The following is a 22,204-nucleotide window of genomic DNA, read 5'->3' on the forward strand; positions in this document are numbered from 1 at the left end:
GAACAAGAACGGCGCGCGGCCGCCGCTTCGAGACGCTCACGCTCCGTGCCCCCCGTCAGCAGCTGTCTCGCCCGTGTCCTCGATGACGCCGTCGACGAGGTTCACCACGCGGTCGGCCTCCTCGGCGACGTAGGCGTCGTGGGTGACCGTGACGATGGCCACGTCCTCCTCGGCTCGGAGTTCGTCGAACAGGGCGAGGATTTCGTCGCCGGTGTCGCGGTCGAGGTTCCCGGTCGGCTCGTCGGCCAACAGGAGCGCGGGGTTGTTGATGAGCGATCGCGCGATGGCGACGCGCTGTTTCTGTCCCCCCGACAGCTCGTCGGGGTAGTGGTCGAGCCGGTCGCCGAGGCCGACCCGCTGAAGCAGTGTTTTCGCTCGCTCGCGCGTCTTCACCGGGGTCTTGTCGAGCATCCGCGGCATCTCGACGTTCTCCAGCGCCGTCAGCGTCGGAATCAGGTAGAAACTCTGGAACACGAAGCCGATTGCGCGCTTCCGCTTTCGGGTTCGGTCCGCGTCGGAGAACGTCGACACGTCCTGTCCCCGAAGACTGACCGCGCCGTCGGTCGGCACGTCGAGTAGGCCCAGCAGGTTGAGGAGCGTGGACTTCCCGCTCCCCGAGGGGCCGACGATGGCGACGAAGTCGGACGGCGCGATGCCGAAATCGATGCCTTTCAGCGCCCGGACGGTCTGGGTCCCCGTCTGGTACTCCTTCGTGACGTCTTCGCCGCGGAGTATCAGGTCGCCGGCGAGGCTCGCGGCGTCACTCGGGAGGTCCTCGCGGCCGGCCTCCGCCGGCTCTGTCGGCTCCGCCTCCTCGGAGTCGGAGATGTCCCATCTCATCTGTCGTCAGCTCCGCCAGCGATAGACGACCGCACCCACGAGGAGGACCGCGGCGGCACCGCCGACCGGGAGGAGCGGGAGCCCGCCCGCCCCCGAGTCCGGCACGGGGCGACGCATCGTCTGACGGTCGACGCTGACCGACGTGGTGACCGACTTCTCGACGCCGCCGACGCTGTACCGAACCTCGACGGGAACCGAAGAGACGTTGCCCTGTGCGGCGGTTCGGAGGGTGAACGACGAGAAGTCGCTCCCGTCGATGCTCCCGATGAAGTAGTTGCTTCGCTCGACGCTCGACGAGTCCGCGACGGAGACGACGACTCCCTCGACGGCGTCGGAGCCGACGTTCCCGGCGGTCGCCGAGATTTCGAGCGCGCCCCCGGCCTGCGTCGCCTGCACGTCGGTCAGGATGACCTGTCCGGGGTTCGTCGGAGAGCTAAACGCGGGGCGGTACGTGCGGGTGAGTTCGTGTTTCTCGCCGCGGTTCGAGTACTGGAGCGTCACGTTCACCGGGTACGACCCGGCCTCGTCGACCCGCGCGGGGAAGGTGAACGTCGTGGCGTTGCCCGCCTCCAGCCGCGGCTTCACGCGCTCGGTGACGCTGAAGTTCACCTCCGACGAGGAGGAGACGACCCGCAGTTGTCGAATGTCCTCGGTGAGTCCGTTCGAGACGGTGACGTTCACGGACCGAGTGGCACCGGGCACGGCCTCCTCGGTCGAGAGCTCTAGCTGCGGGCGGGAGACCTCCTTCACGTCGACGGTCACCGGGTACCGAACCCGGACGTGCGAGCCGTCGTTCTGTCTGCCGACCAGTACGACGCGGAGGTTTTTCGACCCGGGCTCGTCGAACGAGACGGCGACCGGGATGGTGATGCTCGACCCGATGGTTATCGTTCCCACGTCTTCGATGCGCGCGATGTCGGTGGGGCTTCCCTGTCGGCGGACGTAGACGTCGGTGACGTCGACGACGCTCGGGCTGTTCTCGCCGTTCCGAATCGTCACTTCGAGGTCGGTCTGTTCGCCGGGCGTCGGCTCCGCCGGCGCGACTGTCACGTCGGAGATTCCGATGTGCGCCTCGGCCGCTTTCGCCGGCCCCGTCGCCAGCGGAACGGCGACCGTCGAGAGCACGATGACCGCGACGAAGAGCCACGAGAGAACCGAGCCGACGCCGTCGTTCGGTTCCCGCGGACTCATCTGTTTCTCCTCACGTGATAATGTTGTCTTGCTGCCATCATTGGCTAGTCGAACTAGCCAGCTCCACATAAGTTCCTTGGTTTACATGTCTGTTGCCGAACCAGTCTTCCTGCTGGGTTCGCACTCGGTCGCTTCCCGGGAAAAACGCGGACGGGGTGGCGTGGGGCGAGGTGCAGTAAGGTCAGGTAAGATGGTGGCGACTTCGACGGGCGGCGCCCGGAATCAGGTCTCGACGCCGAAGCCTTCGTTGCGGAGCGCGGCTTCGAGGCGCTCGCCGTGTTCGCCCTGTAGCTCGATGCGTCCGTCGTCGGTCACGGTCCCGCCGACTGCGAGCCGTCGCTTCAGGGTCGACGCGAGGGCGTCCAGTTCGTCGGTCGGGAGGTCGAGGCCGTCGACCACCGTCACGGGCTTACCGTACCGTCGGGTGTCGACGCGAATCGACGCGCGCTGGTCCGCCCGCGCGAGGTCGTCGCCGATTCCGAGGTCGTCCGGCAGGCCGGTGATGTCGCTGAAAGTGTCCTTTCCCACGTATTCGGGTACGCGTCCGCGGCGTATCAGGATGTGGTTGGAATATTCCAACCCTCCTGTGGGCGTGTCCCGCGGGACGTTCGACCCGAGTCGTCGGTCACGCGCTCGCTTCGAGCTTTTCCGGGTCGACGCGCTCTTCGACCTCGGTGCCGAGCGTGCCGGTGACGAACTGCCGGGCCAGCCACGCCTCGGCGCGTGTCAGACGGTACTGGAGCGTCGAGTTCGGGATGTCGAGTTCCTCGGAAATCTCTTGGACGGTGTGCTGGCGCGGCGTCTCGTAGTAGCCGAACTCGACGGCGGCTTCGAGCGCCGCCTGCTGTTCCGGCGGGAGGCCGTCGGCGGAGACGCCCTCTTCGAGCCAGCATTCGGGTTCGCTGATGCGCTGGACGCTCAGCGAGAGGCCGTCGCTGAGGCTGTCTTTGACCTCCTCGTAAATCTCGCTCACCGTGTCGTCGTCGGAGATGAGCAGTCGCCACTGGTTTTGGGCCCCTCGGCGCTCGGCCTGCATCAGGAGACCGTCGCCGATGTGCTTCGCGGCGACGTGCGGAATCGACTGAATCCCGTCGCCCTCCTCGCGGCAGGAGTAGACGATGCGCCCGTTGGGCGTCTCCGAGAGCACCTCGTAGTCCCACTCGACGACCGGCGCGCCGCACATCCCGAGGACGCCGTTGCACCGGGTGGCCTGTTCGATAACCTCGTCGAACGCTTCGAGCGCCTCCGTCGGCCCGGTGAGGCGGTCGAGTCGCCACATCGACTCGCTCGTGGCGTGTATCGCCATGGTCTTGGAGTGTAAGTCCGGGTTCTCGATGAAGAGGTCCATCACCTCGTCGGCACCCCGCTCGTACTCGACGGTGAAGACGAATTCGCGCATGGATTCGAGGTAGTCGCCGAAGGCCTATAGCCTTGGTTGGTATGTTCCAACTTCGGCTCGCCGCCCGGGACCACGGGCTCGGGGCCCGAACTTCGGTCGCTCGCCCCGCTCAGGACTCGTCGAACGGCGACCGGGCGTGTTCGGGCACGTTCTCGGGGCGGGCGATGAGGTTCTCTCGGCCGAGGTTTATCTTGGCGACGCTGCCCTCGTCGGCCATCCGCGAGAGGACGCGGCTCACTTTCGACTTCGACCAGCCCGTTCCCTCGACGACCTTCGACTGTCGGAGTTGACCGCCGTTGTCGTCGAGGAGTTTGAGAATGCGCGTCTCGTCGTCGAGGAGTTCCTCCGGGCCGGGATAGGCGTCGGCGGTCGGCTCCGGGCGAACCGGGCCGTCGCTCCCGCCCGTTTGGACTGCGTCCGCCGCCGCCCCGTCGCGCCGGCCGGCGGTGCGGTCGGTCGCGCGAGAGCGAACGTCCGACAGCAGCGCCCGCACCTCGCTTCCGCGGACTCGCGCGCCGACGGCGACCAGGACGACCGCGACGGCCGCGACCGCGAGGACGAGTAGCCAGCCGTCGCCACCGAGCCCCAGCGACCCGACGACCGACCCCGGCGCGGCGTTCGGGTCCGACCCCGCTTCGACCTCCGCGCCGTCTCCGCGCCCGTCGCCGTCGGTGTCGCCGCGGTTCGGGTCGGTCCCGAGGACGTTGACCTCGCGGCCGTCGTCGAGACCGTCGCTGTCGGTGTCGGCGGCGGTCGGGTTCGTCTCGTATCGGTTGGCTTCGGGGCCGTCTTCGAGGCCGTCGCCGTCGGTGTCGGCGGCGGTCGGGTCCGTCTCGTGGACGTTGACCTCGGGGCCGTCTTCGAGGCCGTCGCCGTCTGTGTCGGCCTCGGTCGGATTCGTCTCGTAATCGTTGACTTCCGCGCCGTCGTCGAGGCCGTCGCCGTCGGTGTCGGCGGTCGTCGGGTCCGTGCCGTGGGTCGTCACTTCCGCGCCGTCGTCGAGACCGTCGCTGTCGGTGTCGGTTTCGGTCGGGTTGCTCCCCTGCTCGTTGACCTCGACGCCGTCGCTGAGTTCGTCGCCGTCGGTGTCCGTGTTCGTCGGGTCGGTCTCGTAGCGGTTCACCTCCTCGCCGTCGGGCACGCCGTCGGTATCGGTGTCGGCGACGAGCACGTCCGTACCGCGGTCGAGTTCGTCCCGGTTGCCGAGGCCGTCGCCGTCGGCGTCCCCGGCCGGCGCGAGCACCGTGACGCCGTGGCTCGCCTGCGCGACCGGCTCGCCGCCCCCGCCGGGTCTGACGACGGCGGTCAGAGTTCGGTCGCCGGTCGCGTTCACCGGCCACGTCGTGAAGGCGAACTCGACGCGCCGCTCATCGCTCGCGTTCGCCCCCGCGCTCCCGAGCGGTTCGCACGCCAACAGCATCGTCGAGCCGTCGTCGAGGTCGGTCTGTAGGCAGACCTCGTAGTCGTCGCTGTCGGATGCGACGGCCACCGAAACCGTCGACGGCTGCCACGAGGCGACGTACGTCCGGCCGTTCTCGGTCGCGACGACGCCCGCGCCGGCGTGGTTGACCGCACCCACCTCGACGCCGTCCGCCGCGACGACGGCGACCGGTGAGAGGCCTGCCGCGACGACGAGCAACGTCACGACGAGCGCCCACCCGACCCGCGAGACGCGTTTGACTGGCATGTGTTCGCTCCTTATCTGTCGACTCTGCTAGTGTATAATGTTTTGTTTATATGTCCATTGGGCATTTTACAACCCTTTTGAAAGTCAATTTACCAAGAATGTTCCCAAATAGTTAATTATACTCCGGTCGTTGCGGTGCGGGTGCGGCGTCGGTCTCGGCCGTCGTCGCTGAGATTCACGGGCGCCTCTCTCGTCTCTCGACGGGCCTCGGTCGCCGCTTGTCGCCGCTCGCACTCGCCCCCTGTCGTCTCTCGCCCGGTCGCCCCTCTGACGTGAGGTAACCGACGTACAGAACCGCTTTCGTCGGCGCTCGCCCCGCCGGAAAACGTTCCGTTAATCCGACTGAAACGGTCGAAACGGCCAGGCGAAACGGTTGCTCGGGAGAGAACGGTCGGGACGACTCTTCCCCATTATCATCCGCCGAGCGATACTGCTGACTGCGATGCGCGAAACCCTCACTCGACGGCAGTTCGGTGCCGGAGTCGCCGCGGCGACCGTCGCCCTCGCCGGCTGTACGGACACGGGCGGGAGCGGCGGCCCGGTGAACGGGACGAACGGTACGGACGCCGAACCCGCGGTCGGCGGCACCGAGACGACCGCAGAGACCGGTGGTGTCGAGGCGACAACCGAAGACGAGACCACGACGGAAGAAACGACGATGGAAACCACCGAGACGACGATGGAGACGACCGACTCGTCGCTCGACAACTCGACGACGGCGAACGAGACGGCCGAAAACGAGACCACGGCGAACGAGACATCGACGAACGAGACGACCGAAAACGAAACGACGACCGACGACTCGGCGTGACGGCCGCGGTCGACCCGATGACCCGCTGACGCCCGCGCCGCGACCGAGGCACGGCACGCTCGACTGGTACACCCGACTGCTCGTGCCCGCACCGGCGCTCACCCTCTCCAGCCCTCCACGGCACACTCGCACCCAGTCACCCCCGCGGGACATCCGAATCCCCCTGACGCACCCCTCCAAATTCGGTCCCCCTGACGCACCCCTCCAAATTCGGTCCCCCTGACGCAGCCCTTCGCCCGTGCCCTCCAGCACGCCTTCACCGCGCCCTCCAGCGCACCCACCCCAGTCGGAGTCACCCGATTTTCGGAACTTCCCCCGCACGTCGTACCGGCGGCGCGCACTCCGCGGAACATTTACCCGCCCGTTCGCTACTCGGGGTATGGACGCAGACGACAACCACCGCGGGTGGGCCGAGCGCTCCGGCGACTTCTCGCCGGAGTACTACGCCCAAATCGGCCCGAACGAGGTCAGCGAGACGCTCGCGACCGTGTTCGAGCACTACGCGGCGGAAGACGCGTCGGTTCTTGAACTCGGCTGTAGTTCCGGTCGCCACCTCGCACACCTGCGCGACCGCGGCTACGAGGACCTCACCGGCATCGACATCAACGACGACTCCTTCGAGGTGATGGCCGAGTACTTCCCCGAACTCGTCGACACCGGCACGTTCCTCACCGGCGCAATCGAGGACCTGCTTCCCGACTTCCCCGACGACAAATTCGACGTTATCTACTCCGTCGAGACGCTCCAGCACGTCCACCCCGACGACACGTGGGTGTTCGAGGAAATCGCCCGCGTCTCGTCGGACCTCGTGATAACCGCCGAGAACGAGGGTAACGGACCGACCCGCGGACGCTCCGGCTCAGAGGTGAGCTACGTCAACGACGACTTCCCGCTGTATCACCGCAACTGGAAGGACGAGTTCTCCGACCTCGGCCTCGCGCAACTCCTCTGCGAACCGGGCAAGCGCGACACGGTTCGCGTCTTTCGGGTTCTCTAACACTGGTCGCCGTCGGTCCCGTCTCAGCGGCCGATACCGCGCCATCGACAGGCCTCCTCTCGCTCGCTTGTCGCACTCACAAATTGTTTCAACCAAGCCGGCGAACTGAGCGTGCTGACCATGTACACGATGTCCAGCGACGACTTCAGCGTTCACCTGCGCGACTGCGACGAGGCCGGCTCCGGGATTCCCATCACCAGCCTCCCGGACGAAGTCACCTCTCTGGACGACCTGCCGTGTTCCTGCTGGGACGAGTTCGACTCGTTCGACGAACTCGAGTGACGGCCGGGGCGCGAGGGCATCGTTCGGTCGTGGTTTCGGACGCCGACGCACCGCGCGCTCGGCGGGGCTCGTTTTGACGGCGACGGTTTCCTGTGAGTCACGAGTCCGGCGAGAGCGCCCAGAGCGTCCCCTCGCCCGTCTGTGCAAACGCCTGCGTCCCGGCCGCGCTGAGGAGATAGCCGTCCGTCGAGAGCGTCGTCTCGAACGGGTCGAAAAACGACGCGCCGCGAGACCAGCGAATCCGGCCCGCACGGGTTCCGACGACGAACGCCTCGTCGGTCGAGGCGGTTCGCTCGACCGGGCTGTCGAAGCGGACTTCGTACCGCTCCGAGCCGTCCCGAACCGCGAGTTCGTACAGCGTCCCGAAGGTGTCCGACGGCGGTTCGTCCGTCCCCTCAGCGACCAGAACCGTCGAGCCCCGCTCGTGGACGCCGACCACCTGCGCGCCGGCCCCGAACGAGGTGCGCCACCGGAGCGACCCGTCGGCCGCGTCGAGCATGGCGATGTCGCCGCCGCCACCGGCGTAGACGCTGCCACCAGCCGGAATCGGCCCCACGTCGGCCCAGTCCCAGCGGTCCGGTCGCCACGCCCACCGGAGGCTCCCGTCCTCGGGCGCCATCGCGAAGACGCCCTCGTCGTCGCCGTAGTAGACCGCCCGCTCGTCGGCGAACAGTTGGTCCTGCGGAGCGATGACGACGGTGAAGCCGACGCCGTCGACCGCCGATTGCTCCCACCGAACCGCGCCGTCGTCGGTCGCGAGCGCCGCGAGCGCCCCGTTCGCCGCGTAGAGAGTGTCGCCCGCGATGGCCATCGCAGAGCCGATGTTCCCGACGGTCTGGGACCACCGTTGATTCCCGTCCGCGGCGTCGAACGCGTAGATTCGCCCGCGGCCCGACCCGAGTCGCTCGCCCGCGTACACCGACCCGCCGTCGGCGAGCAAGCCCGTCGGCCGGCCGAAATCAATGTCCCACAGGCGCTCGCCGCTCTCTCGGTCGAACGCGACGACCCGCCCCTCGTCGATGTCGCCGTCCCGATGGCCGATGACGGCGACGACCCCCTCAGTGACCGACGGTGGGGAGAGGACGCTCGGTTCGGGCACGGACGCAGACCAGTCCGTCCCGTCGGGCGACCGGAACTGTCGGAGCGACGAACAGCCGGCGAGTCCGCTGGCGAGAGCGGTCCCTGCGGCGGCGAGAAACGCGCGACGCGACGGAGAGTCGGAATCGGAGGGAACACGCGATGGAGGGGACGAAGGCGAGGGCATACGTCGGCTTCTCGCAGGTTGCCGATATGTATTGTGGGTCGGTGGGTGGGGCGACGACGCGGTGGCTCCCCAGCGAGCGTCGCTTTTAGAGTCGGTCGAGGTCGAGCGGCTCCGCCGCCTCCCAGTACCGCTCGAACAGTTCGTCGGCCCACGCGAGCACTTCAGGTTCGGTCACGTCGATAGAGGCTTGGAGGATGCCGTTGTCGTCGCGGAGGAACAGGTGGACGGTCGCGTCGGCGATGGTCGCGGCCATCGGAATCGGCTCGTCGGTGATGCGGACGGCGGCCGCGTCGGCGTCGAGGAGGTCGCGGAGCTGTTCGCGCAGTTGGGAGTCGTGGGCGAGCGCGTCGATGGCGTCCGCCGAGAAGACGCCCTCGAACCGCTGGTCGCCGGCGGCGGTCCGCTCCCTGACGATGTCGAGGTTCTGCTCGTTGAACGCGTAGGAGAAGATGCGCACGTCCTCGGCCTCGCTCAGGAGGGACACGGCGCGCTTGACGGGGGCGTTCGGCCGGACCTGACTCGGCGTGGTAATCGTGGCCCCGGTGAGGTGTTCGAGGTCGAACGTGATGGCGTCGGTCGGGAGCCACTCGACGACCGGCCGGAGTTTGGCGTCGGTGTCGAGGATGTCGACGAGGTCGTCGAACCCCCGCGAGACGAGTTCACCGGTCACCGTCGCCCGGTACGCGCCGTCCTCGCGGACGAGCCACGACCGGTCTTCGAAGTCGCTGAGAACCCGACCCATTGTCGGCTGCGACGCCCCGGTCCGCTCGACCAACTCGCGCCGGGAGTGCGGCCGCTCGGCGAGGTATCTGAGCGCGTCGACGCGGTTCTGCGAGAGCGCGAGAAACGCTATTTCGTCTAATGCCGACTCCATGCGGCGGGGTTGTGCGCGCTCGGATATACTTCTTTCGTGGCGCGAAATAATTTCACAGAATGAATCATCCTCGTCCGCCGCGGACTTTTCTTGCTATGAATTGATTTCTGAATCAAACTATACGTGGGGGAGTTGTATGACTCTCTAAGATGCGTTCACTTCACTCTGCGTTCGGTCTCTCGGTCGGTGGTGTCGAATGGTGACGGCGACGCGCCGGCGGTTCGTCCTGTTCGCGTTGACGGCGTTCTTCTTCGGCGGGACGTTCGTCGCCGCGAAGGCGGGCCTTGACTACCTCCCGCCGCTCCTGTTCGTCGCCCTCCGGTTCGACATCGCGGCGGTATTGCTCGTCGGCTACGTCGTCGCGACCCGGCCGCGCGCCGAACTGCTCCCGCGGTCCGTCCGCGACGTGGTCGGCATCCTCGCCACCGGCGTGTTCGTCATCGGCCTCGCCAACGCTCTCCTGTTCGTGGGACAAGAGCACGTCTCCAGCGGCGTCGGGTCGATTATCTTCAGCCTCAACCCGATTCTGACGCCCGTGTTCGCCATGGCGCTTCTCGCCGACGAGCGACTCTCCACGCGGGGCGCGCTCGGGATGCTCATCGGCCTCCTCGGCGTCGGCCTCGTCGTCGGCGTCGACCCCGCGAACCTGCTCGGCGGCGAGGCGCTCTGGAAGGGCGTCGTCTTCCTCGGCGCGGTCAGCGGAGCGCTCGGGACCGTGCTCATCCGCTGGGCCGACACGTCGCTTTCGAGCACCGTCCGAACGGCGTGGGCGCTCCCCGTCAGCGCGGCGCTCACCCACGGCATGAGCGTCGCCTCCGGCGAGTCGTTCGCCGCGGCCACGTGGTCGCCGACGGCCCTCCTCGCGCTCGCCTACGTCGGCGTCTTCGCCGGCGCGGTGGCCTACCTCACCTACTTCGGCTTCCTCGACGACGTGGGTCCGATTCGCGGCAACCTCGTCTTCTACGCCGTGCCCATCGTCGCGACGCTCGGGGGGACGGTGCTCCTCGGCGAGTCGATTTCGACGCTCACCGTCGTCGGCTTCGCGACCATCTTCACCGGCTTCGCCGTCCTCGCGACGGAATCGCTCCTCGGCGAGGTCGCGCGCGTCTACGGGAAAATCGAGTCTCGCGTGGTCAGTCTCGCCGGGCACGGGGCTCCGGGACGCGACTGAGTCGCGGACGGGTCACTCGCGGAAGTAGAACTGAGAGGGGGTAGAGATGTAGGGGCGGACCCATCGAGCGGCGGTCCGAGGGGGCAGGGTCGGAGTACCGTTGGCACGGGATGGGCCGCCTGTCTGTGCTGTTATGTCACCGGTCCGCCGACCAGACAGCATCGAACGGACACGTGAGAATTGTCTGCCACCTAAGTAGTCTTTCTGGCCCGGTTCTCAAAAACGGCCGACTGCGTCGGTTTTCGCTCGTCCGTCCGTGTTATCGATACGAGAGCGCGACCGCTCCGAGCGCGGAAATCAGACAGAAGTTCCCGACGCCGATGAGGAACAGTTCGTTCGAGCCAGACGTGTCGACCACGATGACCGCCGCGAACGCCGCGATGCCGAGGGCGAACAGGGCGACGCCGAGATAGCGGTCGTATCGCGGGTCGTAGTCGAGTTCGGCCAGACGCAAGAGCGGTCCCGGCTCGGGCGACTCGTCGCTCCGAGCGTCGCGGACTTTCCCGCGAAAGTGCAGAAGCACCATGCCGGTCGCGCTGGTCCAGACGACTCCGGCCGCGAGGTCGACCTCCGGGCCGTCGAAGGCGACGACGAGTCCCACGAGGAGCGACGCGGCGGCTATCGCCCCGGCGACGGCGGTCTCGTTCAGCCTCGTCATTCGAAATCGAGCCGAAGATAGCTCGCTCCGTGTCGGTAGTTGTACGCCTCGACGACGACGCCGACCGCCGAGAGGATGGCGAGGACGCCCCACAGGAGATTCGACAGCGCGCCACTGGCGTACCCGCCGGCGAACAGCAGCGTCGTGTACACTGCGGAGGCGAGGGGGAACGCGGGATGCTCGCGGAAGGCATCGATTGCGCCCGTGGCCATGTAGACGAGGGTGAGCAGTCCCATGGCCGCGAGCGCCGGACTGACCGACTCGTCGGTGAGAGACAGTAGAGCGACGAGCACGACGGCGACGACCGCGAAAACGGCCAGTCGCCACCGGCTGACGCCGGCGTGGAGAACGGCGGAGGGCATTCCACTCATATCTCTCTGCTGACCTTTTGAGTGTTGGGACTGTGCGGTCGTCCCGCTCTCAGGCCCTCCGCAGGCGGACGACGAAAACCGCGCCGCGGGGGTCGTTGTCCTCGACCCACACGTCGCCGCCGTAGCCGCTCACGATGGTGTCGACGAGGTAGAGCCCGAGACCGGTTCCGGGGCTTTCGAGGCCCTTCTCGCCGCGGCCGAACACCTCCTCTTTTCGGTCGTCGGGGATGCCCGGTCCGTTGTCGGCGATTCGGACGAGCGCCTCGTCGTCCCGGACCTCGACCGACACGTCGATTTCGGCCGGGTCGGCGTCGTTGTGCCGCACCGCGTTCGTGAGGAGGTTGCGGAAGACGGTCCCCAGCATGTCGTCGGCGACGACGGTCACGTCCGGCGGCTCGCCGGGGAGCGAGACCGCGGCCTCGGACGTTCCGTCGCGAACCGCGCTCGCCTCGGCCCACAGCGGCCCGGCGAGCGTCGTCGGCCGGTTCGTCTCCTCGTCGTCGAGCATCGTGGCCATGAGGTTCCGGACGTTCTCGGTGAGTTCGGTGGCGTGCTCGCCGCTCCTGATTATCGCGTCGAGGCGCTCGCGAACCACCTCGTCGTCGACCGACTCCTCGACCAACTGGGCGTTGCCGAGGATGACGGCCATGTCGTTGCGGATGTCGTGGCGGATTATCTGGTTGAGCAGGGTGAGCTTCTCGTTCTGGGAGAGAATCGTCTGCTTTTGGCGGTGTAATTCGGTCACGTCGCGGAGGACGATGACCCATCCGATGGTCTGGTCGCCCCGATCGAGCCGCTGGGACCGGGCGCTGAGGTACACCGTCTCGCCGTCCGCTCGCGTGGTCCTGACGCTGTCGTTGCTCTCGGTCGTCAGGTCGAGGTCCGGCGAGACCCCCGTGAGCGGGTCGCCGACGGCCGCGCCGAAGCGCTCCAAGAGCGCTGCGCCGCGGTCGTTGACGTGGACGATTCGCTCGTCGGCGTCGAGGACGAACACCCCGTCGGGCGACTCCTCCATCGCGGTCGTGTAGGCGATGGGCGGCAGGTCGAGAAACCGGTAGCGGAAGAGCGCGACGCCGATAGCGGCCGACGTGACGGCCGCCGAAGTTGGCACGAGGTTCACGCCGTCGCTACTGAACGGGGGGATTCCGAACGTGGTGCAGGCCACGAAAACGAACGGGGCGGCGAGGCCGACGCTCACCAGCACCGCCTGCGGGATGTACGGCCGTCCGAGCCGAACCGCCTCGTAGAGGATGAGCGCGACGGCCAGCACGGAGAGCACCGCGTTGTAGAGCAACTGCAACACCACGTGGCCGAGGCCGACGTCGACCCGCATGACGACGACGCCGTTCGTCTCGACGAGGCGCGTCCCCTCGATGGCGAGGTCGTGGGGATTCGCGAACAGGAGCGCCAGAAAGACCACCGGAACGGCCATGAGCGCCGCGACCACTCCGGGCGTGACTCGGCGAATCCGGTCGGTGTGAAGGAGCGTAAAGAGGAGCGCGAGCGCGCCGAGCGGCGCGACGCCGAAGTAGAGGAACCGGTAGAAAAGCAGCTTCAGCGACGGGTCGGTCTGCAGGAGTTTGAGTGCCGAAAACCCGGTCCAGAGGACGAGCCCGACGTTCACGGCGAAGAACGCGCCGAGGTCGGACGACCGCCCGTGGAGCCGCATGTGCCGAAGGCTGTAGACACCTAGCAGCGCCGAGGTAATCATCGCAAAGAGGGTCGGCAGCGCGAAGACGGTGTATTGCCACCCCATCTCTCACCGCCCCCAACCGCCGCTCGCGTCCATCGGTGCGTGTTCTGTTCCCGCTCTGGTATTTAGAAGTACTTGTTCGGAAGCCGATTCCGCCTCGATATCGGCGTAAACCGTCCTAGGGTTCCCAGTTCCCCGATTCCCTCGGGTTCGTCACCCGAACAGTTTATCTCAGTCGCTGTGCCACGGACGGCCGAACCGCCGTGACCGAGACGACAGACGAGACGAGCGCGGACCCCGTCGCGGTCCTCCTCGTCGACGACAACCGCGACTGGCTGACGCTCGTGGTACAGCGACTCCACGAGGAGGCCCCCGACTTCGACGTTCGGGCGGCCAACAGCGTCGACGGGGCGCTCGACCGCCTCACCGACGACGTGGAGTGCGTCGTCAGCGACTACTACATGCCCGGACGAACGGGTATCGAACTGCTGGCGGCGGTCCGCGAAGACCGACCGGACCTCCCGTTTCTCCTCTTTACCGGCGCCGGAAACGAGGGGCTCGCCAGCAGCGCGCTGTCGGCCGGCGCGGACGACTACATCGTCAAGACGAGCGTCGACGACAGCGCCGCAGCGCTCGCCACGCGTGTCCGAACCGCGGTCGACAAGCACCGGACGGAGCGCGCGCTCGCGGAGAGCGAAGCGCGCTACCGGACGCTCGTCGAGAGCGTCCGCGACGCCATCTTCGTCGCTCGCGACGGCGGCGTCGTCCTCGTCAACGATGCGGCGACGACGCTCACCGGCTACGACCGCGCGGCGCTCCTCGCCGACGACATCGTCGAGACGGTTGTCCACCCGGACGACCGGGTCCGCGTCCGCGACGCGCTCGACCTGTCGGCCCCGCAGTCGCTCGACATCCGCATCCGCACCCGCGACGGCGAGACTCGCCACTGCATCCTCGACGTGGACCACGTCGTCGACGACGGCCTGCCCGGCAGTATCGGCGTCCTCCGCGACATCACGGCGCAGGTCCACCACCAGCGCCGACTCGAACGCGAGCGCGACACGAAGGAGGCGATTCGCGAGATTCTCGTCCGACAGTCCTCGCGGGTGGAGGTCGCGGAGGCGTTCTGCCGGTACATCGGGAGCGACCCCGACACCACCGTGGCGTGGGTTGGCGAGCGGACCGCGGGCGGCGGACTCGACCCGCTCGCGGTCGAAGGCGACGGGTCGTACCTCCGGGCCGCCGGCGTGCTCGACGCCGACGCGGCCGCGCGGCGCGACTCGACCGAACCGAGCCTGACCGCCTTCCGCGAGGGGGGAACAACCGTTCGCACAGTCGGTGCAGAAGCGTCACACCCCGGGAGCCCCGACGCTGATTCCGACCGGCGCTGGGTCGAGGCCGCGTCCGCGGCCGGAATCGAAACTGCGGTCGCAGTCTCGCTCCGATACGGCGGCGTCGACTACGGCGTCCTCGGCGTCTACCGCGGCGGTGCCGACGACGACCGCGAGCGCCGGCGGTTCGAAGAACTGGCGGAGACGCTCGGGTACGCCCTCAGCACCGCCGAGAGCCGGGAGGCGCTCGTGGCCGACGAGGTCGTCCGCGTCCGACTCAGCGTCCGCGACGGCGGCGCGGGGGTTCTGGCGGTCGGCGACGCCCTCGGTCGGGACGCGGAACTCGTCGTCCACACGGTGTTGCCCCGCGGCGACAGCGAGCGCTACTTCGTGACGGTTCGCGGGGCGACCGAGGCCGCGGTGACCGACGCGTTGGCGAGTCTCGACGGCGTGACGCCCGGGGGCGTGGTGGCCGAGGACGAAGTTGTCAGGGCGCAGTTCGACACGGCCGCGCCCTCTTTCGGGACGGCCATCGCCGACGCGGGCGGCGTCCTCCAGCGCGTCGTCGTGGCCGCCGGCGAGGCGACGGTCGTCGTCGACCTCCCCCGGCGGCGACCGGCCGGCCCGTTCGTCGAGGCGCTCGCAGCCGGGTTCGACAGCGTCGTCATGACCGCGCGGAACCACCGCTCCGTCGAGTCCGATATCGGGGCCAGCGTGTTGGCCGGACTCACAGACCGACAGCGCGAGTCGCTCGAAGTCGCGTACCGAACGGGCTACTTCGAGCGTCCGAAGCGCCGCAGCGCCGCCGAGGTCGCCGAGGCCATCGGCGTCTCGCGGTCGACGTTCACCCAACACCTCAGGGCGGCCCAGCGGAAGGTCTTCGCCGAGCTGTTCGACGGCGAGCCCGGCGACGTGTAATCCAGTCGAGCCGACACGCCCGGTCGGTCCTCGTCTCATCTCTCCCCTGACGAAGGCTATCACGTCACCCGGTTTTTGCCGGATACCGCATAGTGGTGGTATCGGATTATTGCCGCCTAATCGAGTAGCTATCTCTGAAGGTCACCCCACCCAGAACGTCACGGAAGGGTGGGTGTATGGTGGGCCGCACGGAGAAACCGATGCCAGAGAAAGTATTCAAACTCACACGACGCCGCGCCCTCGGGGGACTCCTCACGATCGGTGCGGGAAGCGCCGCAGCCGGGGTGGGCACGTTCGCCCTCTTCAACGACACCGAATCGAGCACCGAGAACACGCTCCAGGCGGGGACGCTGAGCCTCGCCGACGGAGCCAGTTCCGCGAGCTTCAGCGCCACGGGCCTCGCGCCCGGCGACGAGACCGACACCTTCGAAGTGGACCTCGAAAACGACGGGACGCTCGACGGGAGCCTCGACATCGACCTCGCGCTGACCGAAAACGACAGCGACGCCACGGCCGGCGACGACGGCGACGCGGACGCCTCGGTGGCGGACCTCGCGGGCGTCCTCGACGTGACGACGTTCGAAGTCGGGAGCCTCGACGTGCTCGCCGACCGCTTCGGTGGGTCGGCCACCCTCGCGGACGTGGTCGCCAACAACGCCGGCGAGGACGACGACTCCAACGTCCGAGACATCGCGCTCGCGTCCGGCGAGACCAAGACGTTCTCCTTCGCGCTGGAGATGCAGGAGAGCGCCGGCAACGAGTTCCAGGCCGACGGCCTCGACGTCCAGTTCGACTTCGAGCTGAACCAGCGGGACAGCCAGTAACCACACTCGCGTTCGCGGGCGACGCAGACGACGCACCCGGTCGCAGTCGACCGAGTTCACCTCTTTCGTCCCGACCCGCCGGACGCACTCACCGACGCCACTCGATGCCGAAACAGACACCAACGCTGACGCTCACTCGACGCCGATTCCTCGGCGGCCTCTTCACGATTAGCGCCGGGAGCGCCGCCGCGGGCGTTGGCACGTACTCGGCGTTTTCCGACACCGAGCGCGCCGACGCGTCGTTCGGCGTCGGCACGCTCGACCTGACGGTCGACGGCGACGACGAGCGACTCACGTTCCTCGAAGAGTCCGGCCTCGCGCCCGGCGACAGCGGCACCGCGTCGGTGACGCTCCGCAACCGCGGGTCGCTCCCGGGTTTTCTCGACATCGACGTACTCGGTGTCACCGACGACGAGAACGGCCAGTCGGAGCCCCCGTCGCAGAACGACCCCCGCGTCGGGGACGGCGAACTCGCGCAGGCGCTCGAAGTCCGCGCGTGGCTCGAAGCCCCGGACGGGTCGAAGACGTTCCTCTGCGGCAGTTCCGACTACGCGACCCTCGACTCGATGTTCGTCGCAGACGAGACGTTCGACCTCGACTACGAACTCGCCCCCGGCGAGTCCGTCGAGTTCGTCATCGCGTGGCGGCTCCCGTCGAGCGCCGGCAACGAGGTCGCCTCGGACGTCGCGGGCGTCGACCTCCGGTTCGCGCTCGACCAGCGGGCCGACGACGACGGCGACGCCACTTGCGAGGTCGACGACGACGGTGACGACGATTCGGCGTCCGGTTCCGGCGACGCCCGCGCCGCGATGGGCGGGTGGGACTGGGCGACGCTCGCTCGCTACGGCGACCCCGAAGACGGCTCCACCCCCGGTAACTCGGAGCCGGAGAACTACGAAGTCGCGGTGCTGAAGCGCTCCGGACGCTCCGAGACCCGCGTCCACAAGCAGAACGACCACTGGCAGCACGCGTGGTCCTCGGGACGGACCGAGTCGTTCCGGGTCGACTTCGACGGCAGCAAGGTGACGATGACCATCGGCGGCACCGAGTACCCGGACAAGAACGGGCGGAAGGCGCAGGGCGTCGGCGCGGACGACGTGGTCGCGCTCGGCGTCACGGTCTCCGCCTCGGCCGCCGGGTCGTCGGTCACGGTCTCGGACCTCGAACTCTCCGCGGACGGGGAAACGAGCGCCCTCGCCGACGTCTCGGTCGACGCGACCGGCACGAGCCACGTCCGCATCGACCGCGAGATTGACGGGTCGTTCTCGCTCACGGGGACGCTCCGGTTCTCGTGGGATGCTGACGAAGATATCGACCCCGACGACCTCGTGGTTCGGGTCGACGTCAAGACGGGCGACGATGACGGCGACGACAGTCATCACGACGACAGAGATGGCGACGATGACGACCACGGTCACGACGGTGACGGTGGCTCGGACAGCGATGACGACGACGGTGAAGACGACGACGGTGAAGACGAGGACGGCAACGAGAACGACGACGACGATGACGACGGAGACAGTGATGACGATGAAGCGGATGATGACGACGACGATGACGACGGAGACGACTGACCGATGCACTGGTCCCGTCTCGCCGCGGCGGCTCGCGTCCTTGGCGGCGTCGTCCTCCTCGTCGCCGTCGCCCTCGTCGTCGTGCTCGCTGCCCCGCAGGTATTCGGTGCCGAGGCCAGTTACACCGTCCTCTCGGGGAGCATGTCGCCGACGTTCGACGCCGGCGACGTGGTGGTCGTCCGCGACGTTCCGCCCACGGACATCTCGGAGGGAGATATCATCACCTACCGGGAAGCCGGCAGCGCCATCACCGACGAGCGGACCGACCGCGTGACCCACCGGGTCGTCGCGGTGGACCGAAGCGGCGACAGTCTGGTGTTCCGGACGAAGGGCGACGCCAACGAGGACGTCGACTCGGACCCCGTCGCGGCCGACCGCGTGGTCGGGAGCGTCTGGTTCCACGTGCCGTACCTCGGACTCGCCTCCCAGTTTGCCCAGTCGAAACTCGGCTTGGTCCTGTTCGTCATCCTCCCCGGCGCGCTCCTCGTCGTGACCGAACTCTACTCGCTGTACACTGACGCGCTCGTCGAGGTCGACGGCGACGAGGAGGACGGCCCCGGGGGGAGCGCCGAAAGCGCTGGAAGCGACGGCCGGCCCAACGGCGGAGCCGGTATCGACGCCGGTTACGTCAGCGCCTCGGACGGCGGCGTCACGCTCTACCCGGAGCGGACGGGGGTCCGCCTTTCGGACCCCGTCGCAGTCGTCGAATCGCCTCCCTCGTCTTCCGCCTCCGACACCTCCGCTTCGACCGACGATATCGAGTGGGTGACCGACCCTGCCGACCGCGATGCGGCGGCGACGGCGGCCGACGAGACGCCCGCATCCGAGGACGGGCGGTGATTCCCTCGTGAGCGGCCCGGACGACGCGGACGCGCTCGACTGGACTCCGGAGCAGTCGCCCGAACTGATTCTCGCCGACGCGACCCGGTGCCGCCGCCTCGTCGACGAGACGGAAGCCGACCGCGACGCGACCGACTTTGACACGGACGACTTCGACGAGGTCGACTTCGAGCGCCTCGAACGCGGCGACCGCGTCCTCTGTCTCCCCGGCGAGGGCCTGCCCGTCCACGGGGTCGTCCGAGAGGTTCGCCGTTGGAGCCCCCGCTCGTCGTCGTTTGTGCGCGACACAGCCGCCGACTCCACGACCGTCGAGCGCATCTCGACCGACGAGGACGACGGCCCGCGAACCGACGAGCGTCCGGTCGCCGTCGGCGACGAGGTCGAAGCCGGCGACCGCCCCACCGAGACGGCGCTGGTGGTCGAGTACCGCCCGTCGCGAGCGGGCCTGCTCCCGATTCCGCTGTCGCTCGCCTCGCTCTTTTCGGCGAAACTTCTCGGCACGCTCTCGCCGCGGCTCTCTCAAGTCCTCGGCCGGTTAGTCATCGTCTTCGTGGTTGTCGGCATCGTGCTGGTCGGAACCGGCTTGGCCGCCCCCGGAAGCATCGACCGCTTCCTCGACGACAGCGGCGTCAACGACGCGCTCTCCGACCTCCGAGGTGACGGTGACCCCGAGCCGTCGCCGCCGGAGGTCACCGTGACGCCGCCTCCGCAGACATCGGACGCCCCGTCCGACGAGACGAACCAGTCCGGTGACACGCCGACACCAACGCCCACGCCGACCACGAGTGCGACGTCTACGCCGGCCACGACGACGGACCCCGAGTCGACGGAGACGCCGACGCAGACATCGACACCGGCTCCACCAACGCCGTCGCCGACGTCCGCGCCGACGAGCACTCCCGAGCCGACCACTACGGCGCGCTCTACGGGCAGCGGAGGTGGTGGCGGTGGTGGCTCCGGTGGCGACAGCCAAACGACGACCGCGGCCACGGCCGCATCGTCGCCCGCGCCCGACCCGACGCTGACGGTCGAGGCCGCCGACCCACCGACGGTCCGAAGCGCCGACGGAACGGTCGGGACGCTCAGCGGCCCCGTGACCGGGTCGCTCTCGTGGACCGGCGCGGTCGACAGCGTGGTTCTCGTGGTGAACACGTGGGCACCGGACGACGGCTGGCAGGAGGAGCGACGCGTCACCAGCCGGGGGTCGAGTCCCGTGGACGTCGCCGACGCGCTCGGCTCCGACGTGACCTACGCCGACGGCGACCGAACCGCGGGCTTCGCCGCCAGCGACGACGGCGAGACAGCCGTCACGACTGGCTACGTCTCCGTGACTGCGGTGTTCTTCCGCGGTTCGACCGAGGTCGCCCGAACCGAGGAGACCGCGTCGTTCGACGTAACCGTCGAAAACACCGCCGGGAGCGCCCCGGAGGGCGTCGACCTCGAACTCGGCTCCGGCGGGGCCGGCGTCTCGCTTCTCGACACGCAGTCGGTCGCGCCCGGCTCCGCGGGCAACTCGACGGGGACGCTCACCAACCGCGGGCGCGACCCCGGCGTGTTGACGCTGGATTCGATGCCGTTCGAGTCCGCCGAAAACGGCCGCTCCGGACCTGAACTGTCGGTCGATTCGACGGGCGGAGCCGACGAGGGTGAACTCCACGAGGCGCTCGCCGTCCGACTTCGCGTCGAGCGGGCGAACGGGACGAGCGCCTACGTGCTTGGCGACGAGACGACGTATCTCGACTTCGCCGACGTGTGGAACGAGTCCGTCACGCTCGGCCGACTCGATGGCGGGGAATCCCTGTCGCTCGTCGTCGAGTGGCGGATTCGGGAGTCGGCAGGCAACGAGATACAGACCGACAGCGTCGACGTGGAGTTCGTCTTCACGCTCGAACAGGCGACCGACTGAGCGGGTTGCGACACGTTTTCTCCTGGCCCCCCTTCACCCGACGAAGAGTCTGAGGTTGAACGCCGTGGCGAACGCCCCGATGACGGAGAGCGTGACCGGCGGCAGGTAGTACAGCACCTTATCGCCCACGCGAGCGCCGTAGACGCAGATTCCGAGACAGAGGAAGAAGACCGCGAGCTTCGGGAGGACGAGCCCCCAATGGCCGAGGGCGTCCGTGCTCGCCACGAGCAGGGCGTTCGCCTCGTCGAACCGGCGCTCGTAGTAGAGGATAGTGAGCGTCGTGACGATGTCGCCGACGCCGTAGGTCGCGAGCGCGATGAGCCAGAGGAGCGAGAATTCCCGCGCCTCGAAGGGCGTGTCCTTGAGTCGGAGATACCGTACGCGTGACACACTCTCCATTTCGGGGACCGCAATATGAATTATCCGGGCCGACGGACTGTCGCGGAAGCTGACGCGTCAGACGAGCCCGACGCCCTCGGCGAGCAGTTCGTGCGAGCGGAGGCCGTCTTCGTGGTCGCCGACGACGTGCTGAATCATCATCTCGTCGGCTCCGACGCGTTCGGCGAGCTGGTCCAACAGCCCCGAAACCGTCTCGGGACTGCCGGAGATGGCTCGCGGCCACTCTTTCGCCCCGAGCGTCGCGGGCGTGGGTTCGGGGACGCCGCCGAGTTCGTCTATCGCCTCCTCGACAGTCGGTCTCGTCCCGACCTCGCCGCGACGCATCCGCTTGTACGTCGCCTCGGCCACCGCGCGGAGCCGCGCCGCCTCCTCGTCGGTCTCGGCGCAGACCGCGTTCACCGCGACCATCCCGTGGGGTTCGTCGATGCCGCCGGCCAGTGGCGACGCCCGGAAGCTCTCTCGGTACTCCTCGAAGGAGTGGACGGCGAACTGCGGTCTGATGAAGCCCGCGAAACAGTAGGGCAGCCCGAGTTCGCCCGCGATGGTCGCGCTCGACGGACTCGACCCGAGCACCCACGGAACTGGCGGATCGCCGTTGCCTCGCGGAATTTCGAGGTCGGCGTAGGGGTGTTCGTCGGGGTAGTCGTCGTAGAGGTGGTTGACGACGGCCTCGACCTTCTCGGCGTGGTCGCCGTCAGGGTCCTCGACGTGCCGGTCCGTCCCGAGCGCCTGGTCCGAGGCGGGCGACCCGTTCGCCCGGCCGAGCCCAGCGTCGATGCGACCGGGAGCGAGCCCGTCGAGCGCGCCGAACTGCTCTGCGACCTTGAACGGGCTGTAGTGGTTGAGCAGCACCGCGCCGGAGCCGAGCCGAATCGAGTCGGTCTCCGCGGCGAGGTGGCCGAGCAACACCTCGGGCGTCGTTCCCGCGAGGGTGCTCGCCATGCCGTGGTGCTCGGCGACCCAGAAGCGCGAGTAACCCAGTCGCTCGGCTTGCGCGGCGGCCTCGACGGTGTTCGCGTAGGCGTCGGTCGCGGTCCCGCCTCGCGGAACCGGGGAGAGGTCGACGATAGAGAGGTCCATACCCCGCCTCCGAGACTGCGAGGAATAACGATTGGGCTCCCAGCAGATGCGTACTGTTCTCGGTGAGTCGGAGGCACATCAATATTGCTTGTCT

21 protein-coding genes are annotated in these 22,204 nt (G+C 68.2%); 9 read left to right on the forward strand and 12 right to left on the reverse strand.

Annotated elements, in window-relative coordinates; genetic code table 11:
- Positions 1–36: 36 nt before the first annotated feature.
- From BN984_RS16760 to BN984_RS16780, 5 genes are all read right to left on the reverse strand, one after another.
- Positions 37–840, reverse strand: coding sequence for an ABC transporter ATP-binding protein (locus BN984_RS16760; RefSeq protein ID WP_081909249.1), 804 nt, complete (start codon positions 838–840; stop codon positions 37–39).
- Between the two features lie 6 nt (positions 841–846).
- The gene (locus BN984_RS16765) at positions 847–2,031 is read right to left on the reverse strand and encodes a COG1361 family protein (protein ID WP_049968793.1); all 1,185 of its coding nucleotides are present in this window, start codon (positions 2,029–2,031) and stop codon (positions 847–849) included.
- A gap of 222 nt (positions 2,032–2,253) precedes the next feature.
- A complete protein-coding gene (locus BN984_RS16770; protein WP_008097228.1) occupies positions 2,254–2,559 on the reverse strand; it encodes an SUI1 family translation initiation factor in 306 nt (101 codons plus the stop codon).
- Positions 2,560–2,656: 97 nt separating this feature from the next.
- Entirely contained in the window at positions 2,657–3,430 is a 774-nt protein-coding gene (locus tag BN984_RS16775; RefSeq protein ID WP_004971611.1) for a helix-turn-helix domain-containing protein, read from the reverse strand.
- Between the two features lie 109 nt (positions 3,431–3,539).
- Complete coding sequence (locus BN984_RS16780) at positions 3,540–5,117, reverse strand: helix-turn-helix transcriptional regulator (protein WP_049968794.1); 1,578 nt, start codon at positions 5,115–5,117, stop codon at positions 3,540–3,542.
- A 442-nt stretch (positions 5,118–5,559) separates the two neighbouring features.
- Here BN984_RS16780 and BN984_RS16785 point away from each other — a divergent pair, with 442 nt between their 5' ends.
- From BN984_RS16785 to BN984_RS19840, 3 genes are all read left to right on the forward strand, one after another.
- Entirely contained in the window at positions 5,560–5,928 is a 369-nt protein-coding gene (locus tag BN984_RS16785; protein WP_049968795.1) for a hypothetical protein, read from the forward strand.
- Positions 5,929–6,307: 379 nt separating this feature from the next.
- Positions 6,308–6,925, forward strand: coding sequence for a class I SAM-dependent methyltransferase (locus tag BN984_RS16790; protein WP_004971616.1), 618 nt, complete (start codon positions 6,308–6,310; stop codon positions 6,923–6,925).
- A 120-nt stretch (positions 6,926–7,045) separates the two neighbouring features.
- Entirely contained in the window at positions 7,046–7,207 is a 162-nt protein-coding gene (locus BN984_RS19840) for a hypothetical protein (RefSeq protein ID WP_004971617.1), read from the forward strand.
- 97 nt (positions 7,208–7,304) lie between these two features.
- On the opposite strand, the gene BN984_RS16795 is transcribed toward BN984_RS19840, so the two are convergent.
- Together BN984_RS16795 and BN984_RS16800 are read right to left on the reverse strand one after the other, a co-directional pair.
- On the reverse strand, positions 7,305–8,306 hold the full coding sequence (locus tag BN984_RS16795; protein WP_049968838.1) for an outer membrane protein assembly factor BamB family protein: 1,002 nt from the start codon (positions 8,304–8,306) through the stop codon (positions 7,305–7,307).
- A 250-nt stretch (positions 8,307–8,556) separates the two neighbouring features.
- Positions 8,557–9,345, reverse strand: coding sequence for a helix-turn-helix transcriptional regulator (locus tag BN984_RS16800; protein ID WP_008097237.1), 789 nt, complete (start codon positions 9,343–9,345; stop codon positions 8,557–8,559).
- Between the two features lie 196 nt (positions 9,346–9,541).
- On the opposite strand from BN984_RS16800, the gene BN984_RS16805 reads away from it, so the two are divergent.
- The gene (locus BN984_RS16805; RefSeq protein WP_008097238.1) at positions 9,542–10,516 is read left to right on the forward strand and encodes a DMT family transporter; all 975 of its coding nucleotides are present in this window, start codon (positions 9,542–9,544) and stop codon (positions 10,514–10,516) included.
- A gap of 259 nt (positions 10,517–10,775) precedes the next feature.
- Here the strand turns inward: BN984_RS16805 and BN984_RS16810 are convergent, their stop codons facing one another.
- Genes BN984_RS16810 through BN984_RS16820 form a run of 3 tightly spaced genes read right to left on the reverse strand, consistent with a single transcriptional unit; the run spans position 10,776 to position 13,301 of the window.
- Positions 10,776–11,174, reverse strand: coding sequence for a hypothetical protein (locus tag BN984_RS16810; protein WP_049968796.1), 399 nt, complete (start codon positions 11,172–11,174; stop codon positions 10,776–10,778).
- Complete coding sequence (locus tag BN984_RS16815) at positions 11,171–11,536, reverse strand: phosphatidate cytidylyltransferase (RefSeq protein ID WP_181950719.1); 366 nt, start codon at positions 11,534–11,536, stop codon at positions 11,171–11,173. Before BN984_RS16815 ends, BN984_RS16810 begins: the two co-directional genes overlap by 4 nt.
- Positions 11,537–11,594: 58 nt before the next feature.
- Positions 11,595–13,301, reverse strand: coding sequence for a histidine kinase N-terminal 7TM domain-containing protein (locus BN984_RS16820; RefSeq protein WP_049968797.1), 1,707 nt, complete (start codon positions 13,299–13,301; stop codon positions 11,595–11,597).
- Between the two features lie 200 nt (positions 13,302–13,501).
- Here BN984_RS16820 and BN984_RS16825 point away from each other — a divergent pair, with 200 nt between their 5' ends.
- The 5 genes from BN984_RS16825 (at position 13,502) to BN984_RS16845 (ending at position 20,631) form a co-directional block, all read left to right on the forward strand.
- Complete coding sequence (locus BN984_RS16825) at positions 13,502–15,487, forward strand: helix-turn-helix domain-containing protein (protein ID WP_049968798.1); 1,986 nt, start codon at positions 13,502–13,504, stop codon at positions 15,485–15,487.
- Positions 15,488–15,687: 200 nt separating this feature from the next.
- The gene (locus BN984_RS16830) at positions 15,688–16,311 is read left to right on the forward strand and encodes a TasA family protein (protein ID WP_049968840.1); all 624 of its coding nucleotides are present in this window, start codon (positions 15,688–15,690) and stop codon (positions 16,309–16,311) included.
- 104 nt (positions 16,312–16,415) lie between these two features.
- On the forward strand, positions 16,416–17,885 hold the full coding sequence (locus tag BN984_RS16835; protein WP_049968799.1) for a TasA family protein: 1,470 nt from the start codon (positions 16,416–16,418) through the stop codon (positions 17,883–17,885).
- 3 nt (positions 17,886–17,888) lie between these two features.
- Positions 17,889–18,725 carry a signal peptidase I gene (locus tag BN984_RS16840; RefSeq protein ID WP_049968800.1) on the forward strand — a complete coding sequence of 279 codons (837 nt, stop codon included), beginning with the start codon at positions 17,889–17,891 and terminating at the stop codon, positions 18,723–18,725.
- A 7-nt stretch (positions 18,726–18,732) separates the two neighbouring features.
- Positions 18,733–20,631 (forward strand): hypothetical protein, encoded by a 1,899-nt coding sequence (locus BN984_RS16845; protein ID WP_049968801.1) that lies wholly within the window; start codon positions 18,733–18,735, stop codon positions 20,629–20,631.
- 33 nt (positions 20,632–20,664) lie between these two features.
- Here the strand turns inward: BN984_RS16845 and BN984_RS16850 are convergent, their stop codons facing one another.
- Both BN984_RS16850 and BN984_RS16855 read right to left on the reverse strand, forming a co-directional pair.
- A complete protein-coding gene (locus BN984_RS16850; protein ID WP_008097251.1) occupies positions 20,665–21,021 on the reverse strand; it encodes a hypothetical protein in 357 nt (118 codons plus the stop codon).
- Positions 21,022–21,087: 66 nt separating this feature from the next.
- Positions 21,088–22,110, reverse strand: a complete 1,023-nt coding sequence (locus tag BN984_RS16855; RefSeq protein WP_008097253.1) for an LLM class flavin-dependent oxidoreductase — start codon at positions 22,108–22,110, stop codon at positions 21,088–21,090.
- Positions 22,111–22,204: the final 94 nt, after the last annotated feature.

The sequence above is a fragment of the Haloferax prahovense genome (assembly GCF_000723845.1).
GTDB lineage: Archaea > Halobacteriota > Halobacteria > Halobacteriales > Haloferacaceae > Haloferax > Haloferax prahovense.

What these genes read in the sequence shown, in the direction of transcription:
- BN984_RS16760 (WP_081909249.1), bottom strand. Translation starts at nt 840, where the DNA reads ATGAGATGGGACATCTCCGACTCCGAGGAGGCGGAGCCGACAGAGCCG.
- BN984_RS16765 (WP_049968793.1), bottom strand. Translation starts at nt 2,031, where the DNA reads ATGAGTCCGCGGGAACCGAACGACGGCGTCGGCTCGGTTCTCTCGTGG.
- BN984_RS16775 (WP_004971611.1), bottom strand. Translation starts at nt 3,430, where the DNA reads ATGCGCGAATTCGTCTTCACCGTCGAGTACGAGCGGGGTGCCGACGAG.
- BN984_RS16780 (WP_049968794.1), bottom strand. Translation starts at nt 5,117, where the DNA reads ATGCCAGTCAAACGCGTCTCGCGGGTCGGGTGGGCGCTCGTCGTGACG.
- BN984_RS16785 (WP_049968795.1), top strand. Translation starts at nt 5,560, where the DNA reads ATGCGCGAAACCCTCACTCGACGGCAGTTCGGTGCCGGAGTCGCCGCG.
- BN984_RS16790 (WP_004971616.1), top strand. Translation starts at nt 6,308, where the DNA reads ATGGACGCAGACGACAACCACCGCGGGTGGGCCGAGCGCTCCGGCGAC.
- BN984_RS19840 (WP_004971617.1), top strand. Translation starts at nt 7,046, where the DNA reads ATGTACACGATGTCCAGCGACGACTTCAGCGTTCACCTGCGCGACTGC.
- BN984_RS16800 (WP_008097237.1), bottom strand. Translation starts at nt 9,345, where the DNA reads ATGGAGTCGGCATTAGACGAAATAGCGTTTCTCGCGCTCTCGCAGAAC.
- BN984_RS16805 (WP_008097238.1), top strand. Translation starts at nt 9,542, where the DNA reads ATGGTGACGGCGACGCGCCGGCGGTTCGTCCTGTTCGCGTTGACGGCG.
- BN984_RS16810 (WP_049968796.1), bottom strand. Translation starts at nt 11,174, where the DNA reads ATGACGAGGCTGAACGAGACCGCCGTCGCCGGGGCGATAGCCGCCGCG.
- BN984_RS16815 (WP_181950719.1), bottom strand. Translation starts at nt 11,536, where the DNA reads ATGCCCTCCGCCGTTCTCCACGCCGGCGTCAGCCGGTGGCGACTGGCC.
- BN984_RS16820 (WP_049968797.1), bottom strand. Translation starts at nt 13,301, where the DNA reads ATGGGGTGGCAATACACCGTCTTCGCGCTGCCGACCCTCTTTGCGATG.
- BN984_RS16830 (WP_049968840.1), top strand. Translation starts at nt 15,688, where the DNA reads ATGCCAGAGAAAGTATTCAAACTCACACGACGCCGCGCCCTCGGGGGA.
- BN984_RS16835 (WP_049968799.1), top strand. Translation starts at nt 16,416, where the DNA reads ATGCCGAAACAGACACCAACGCTGACGCTCACTCGACGCCGATTCCTC.
- BN984_RS16840 (WP_049968800.1), top strand. Translation starts at nt 17,889, where the DNA reads ATGCACTGGTCCCGTCTCGCCGCGGCGGCTCGCGTCCTTGGCGGCGTC.
- BN984_RS16855 (WP_008097253.1), bottom strand. Translation starts at nt 22,110, where the DNA reads ATGGACCTCTCTATCGTCGACCTCTCCCCGGTTCCGCGAGGCGGGACC.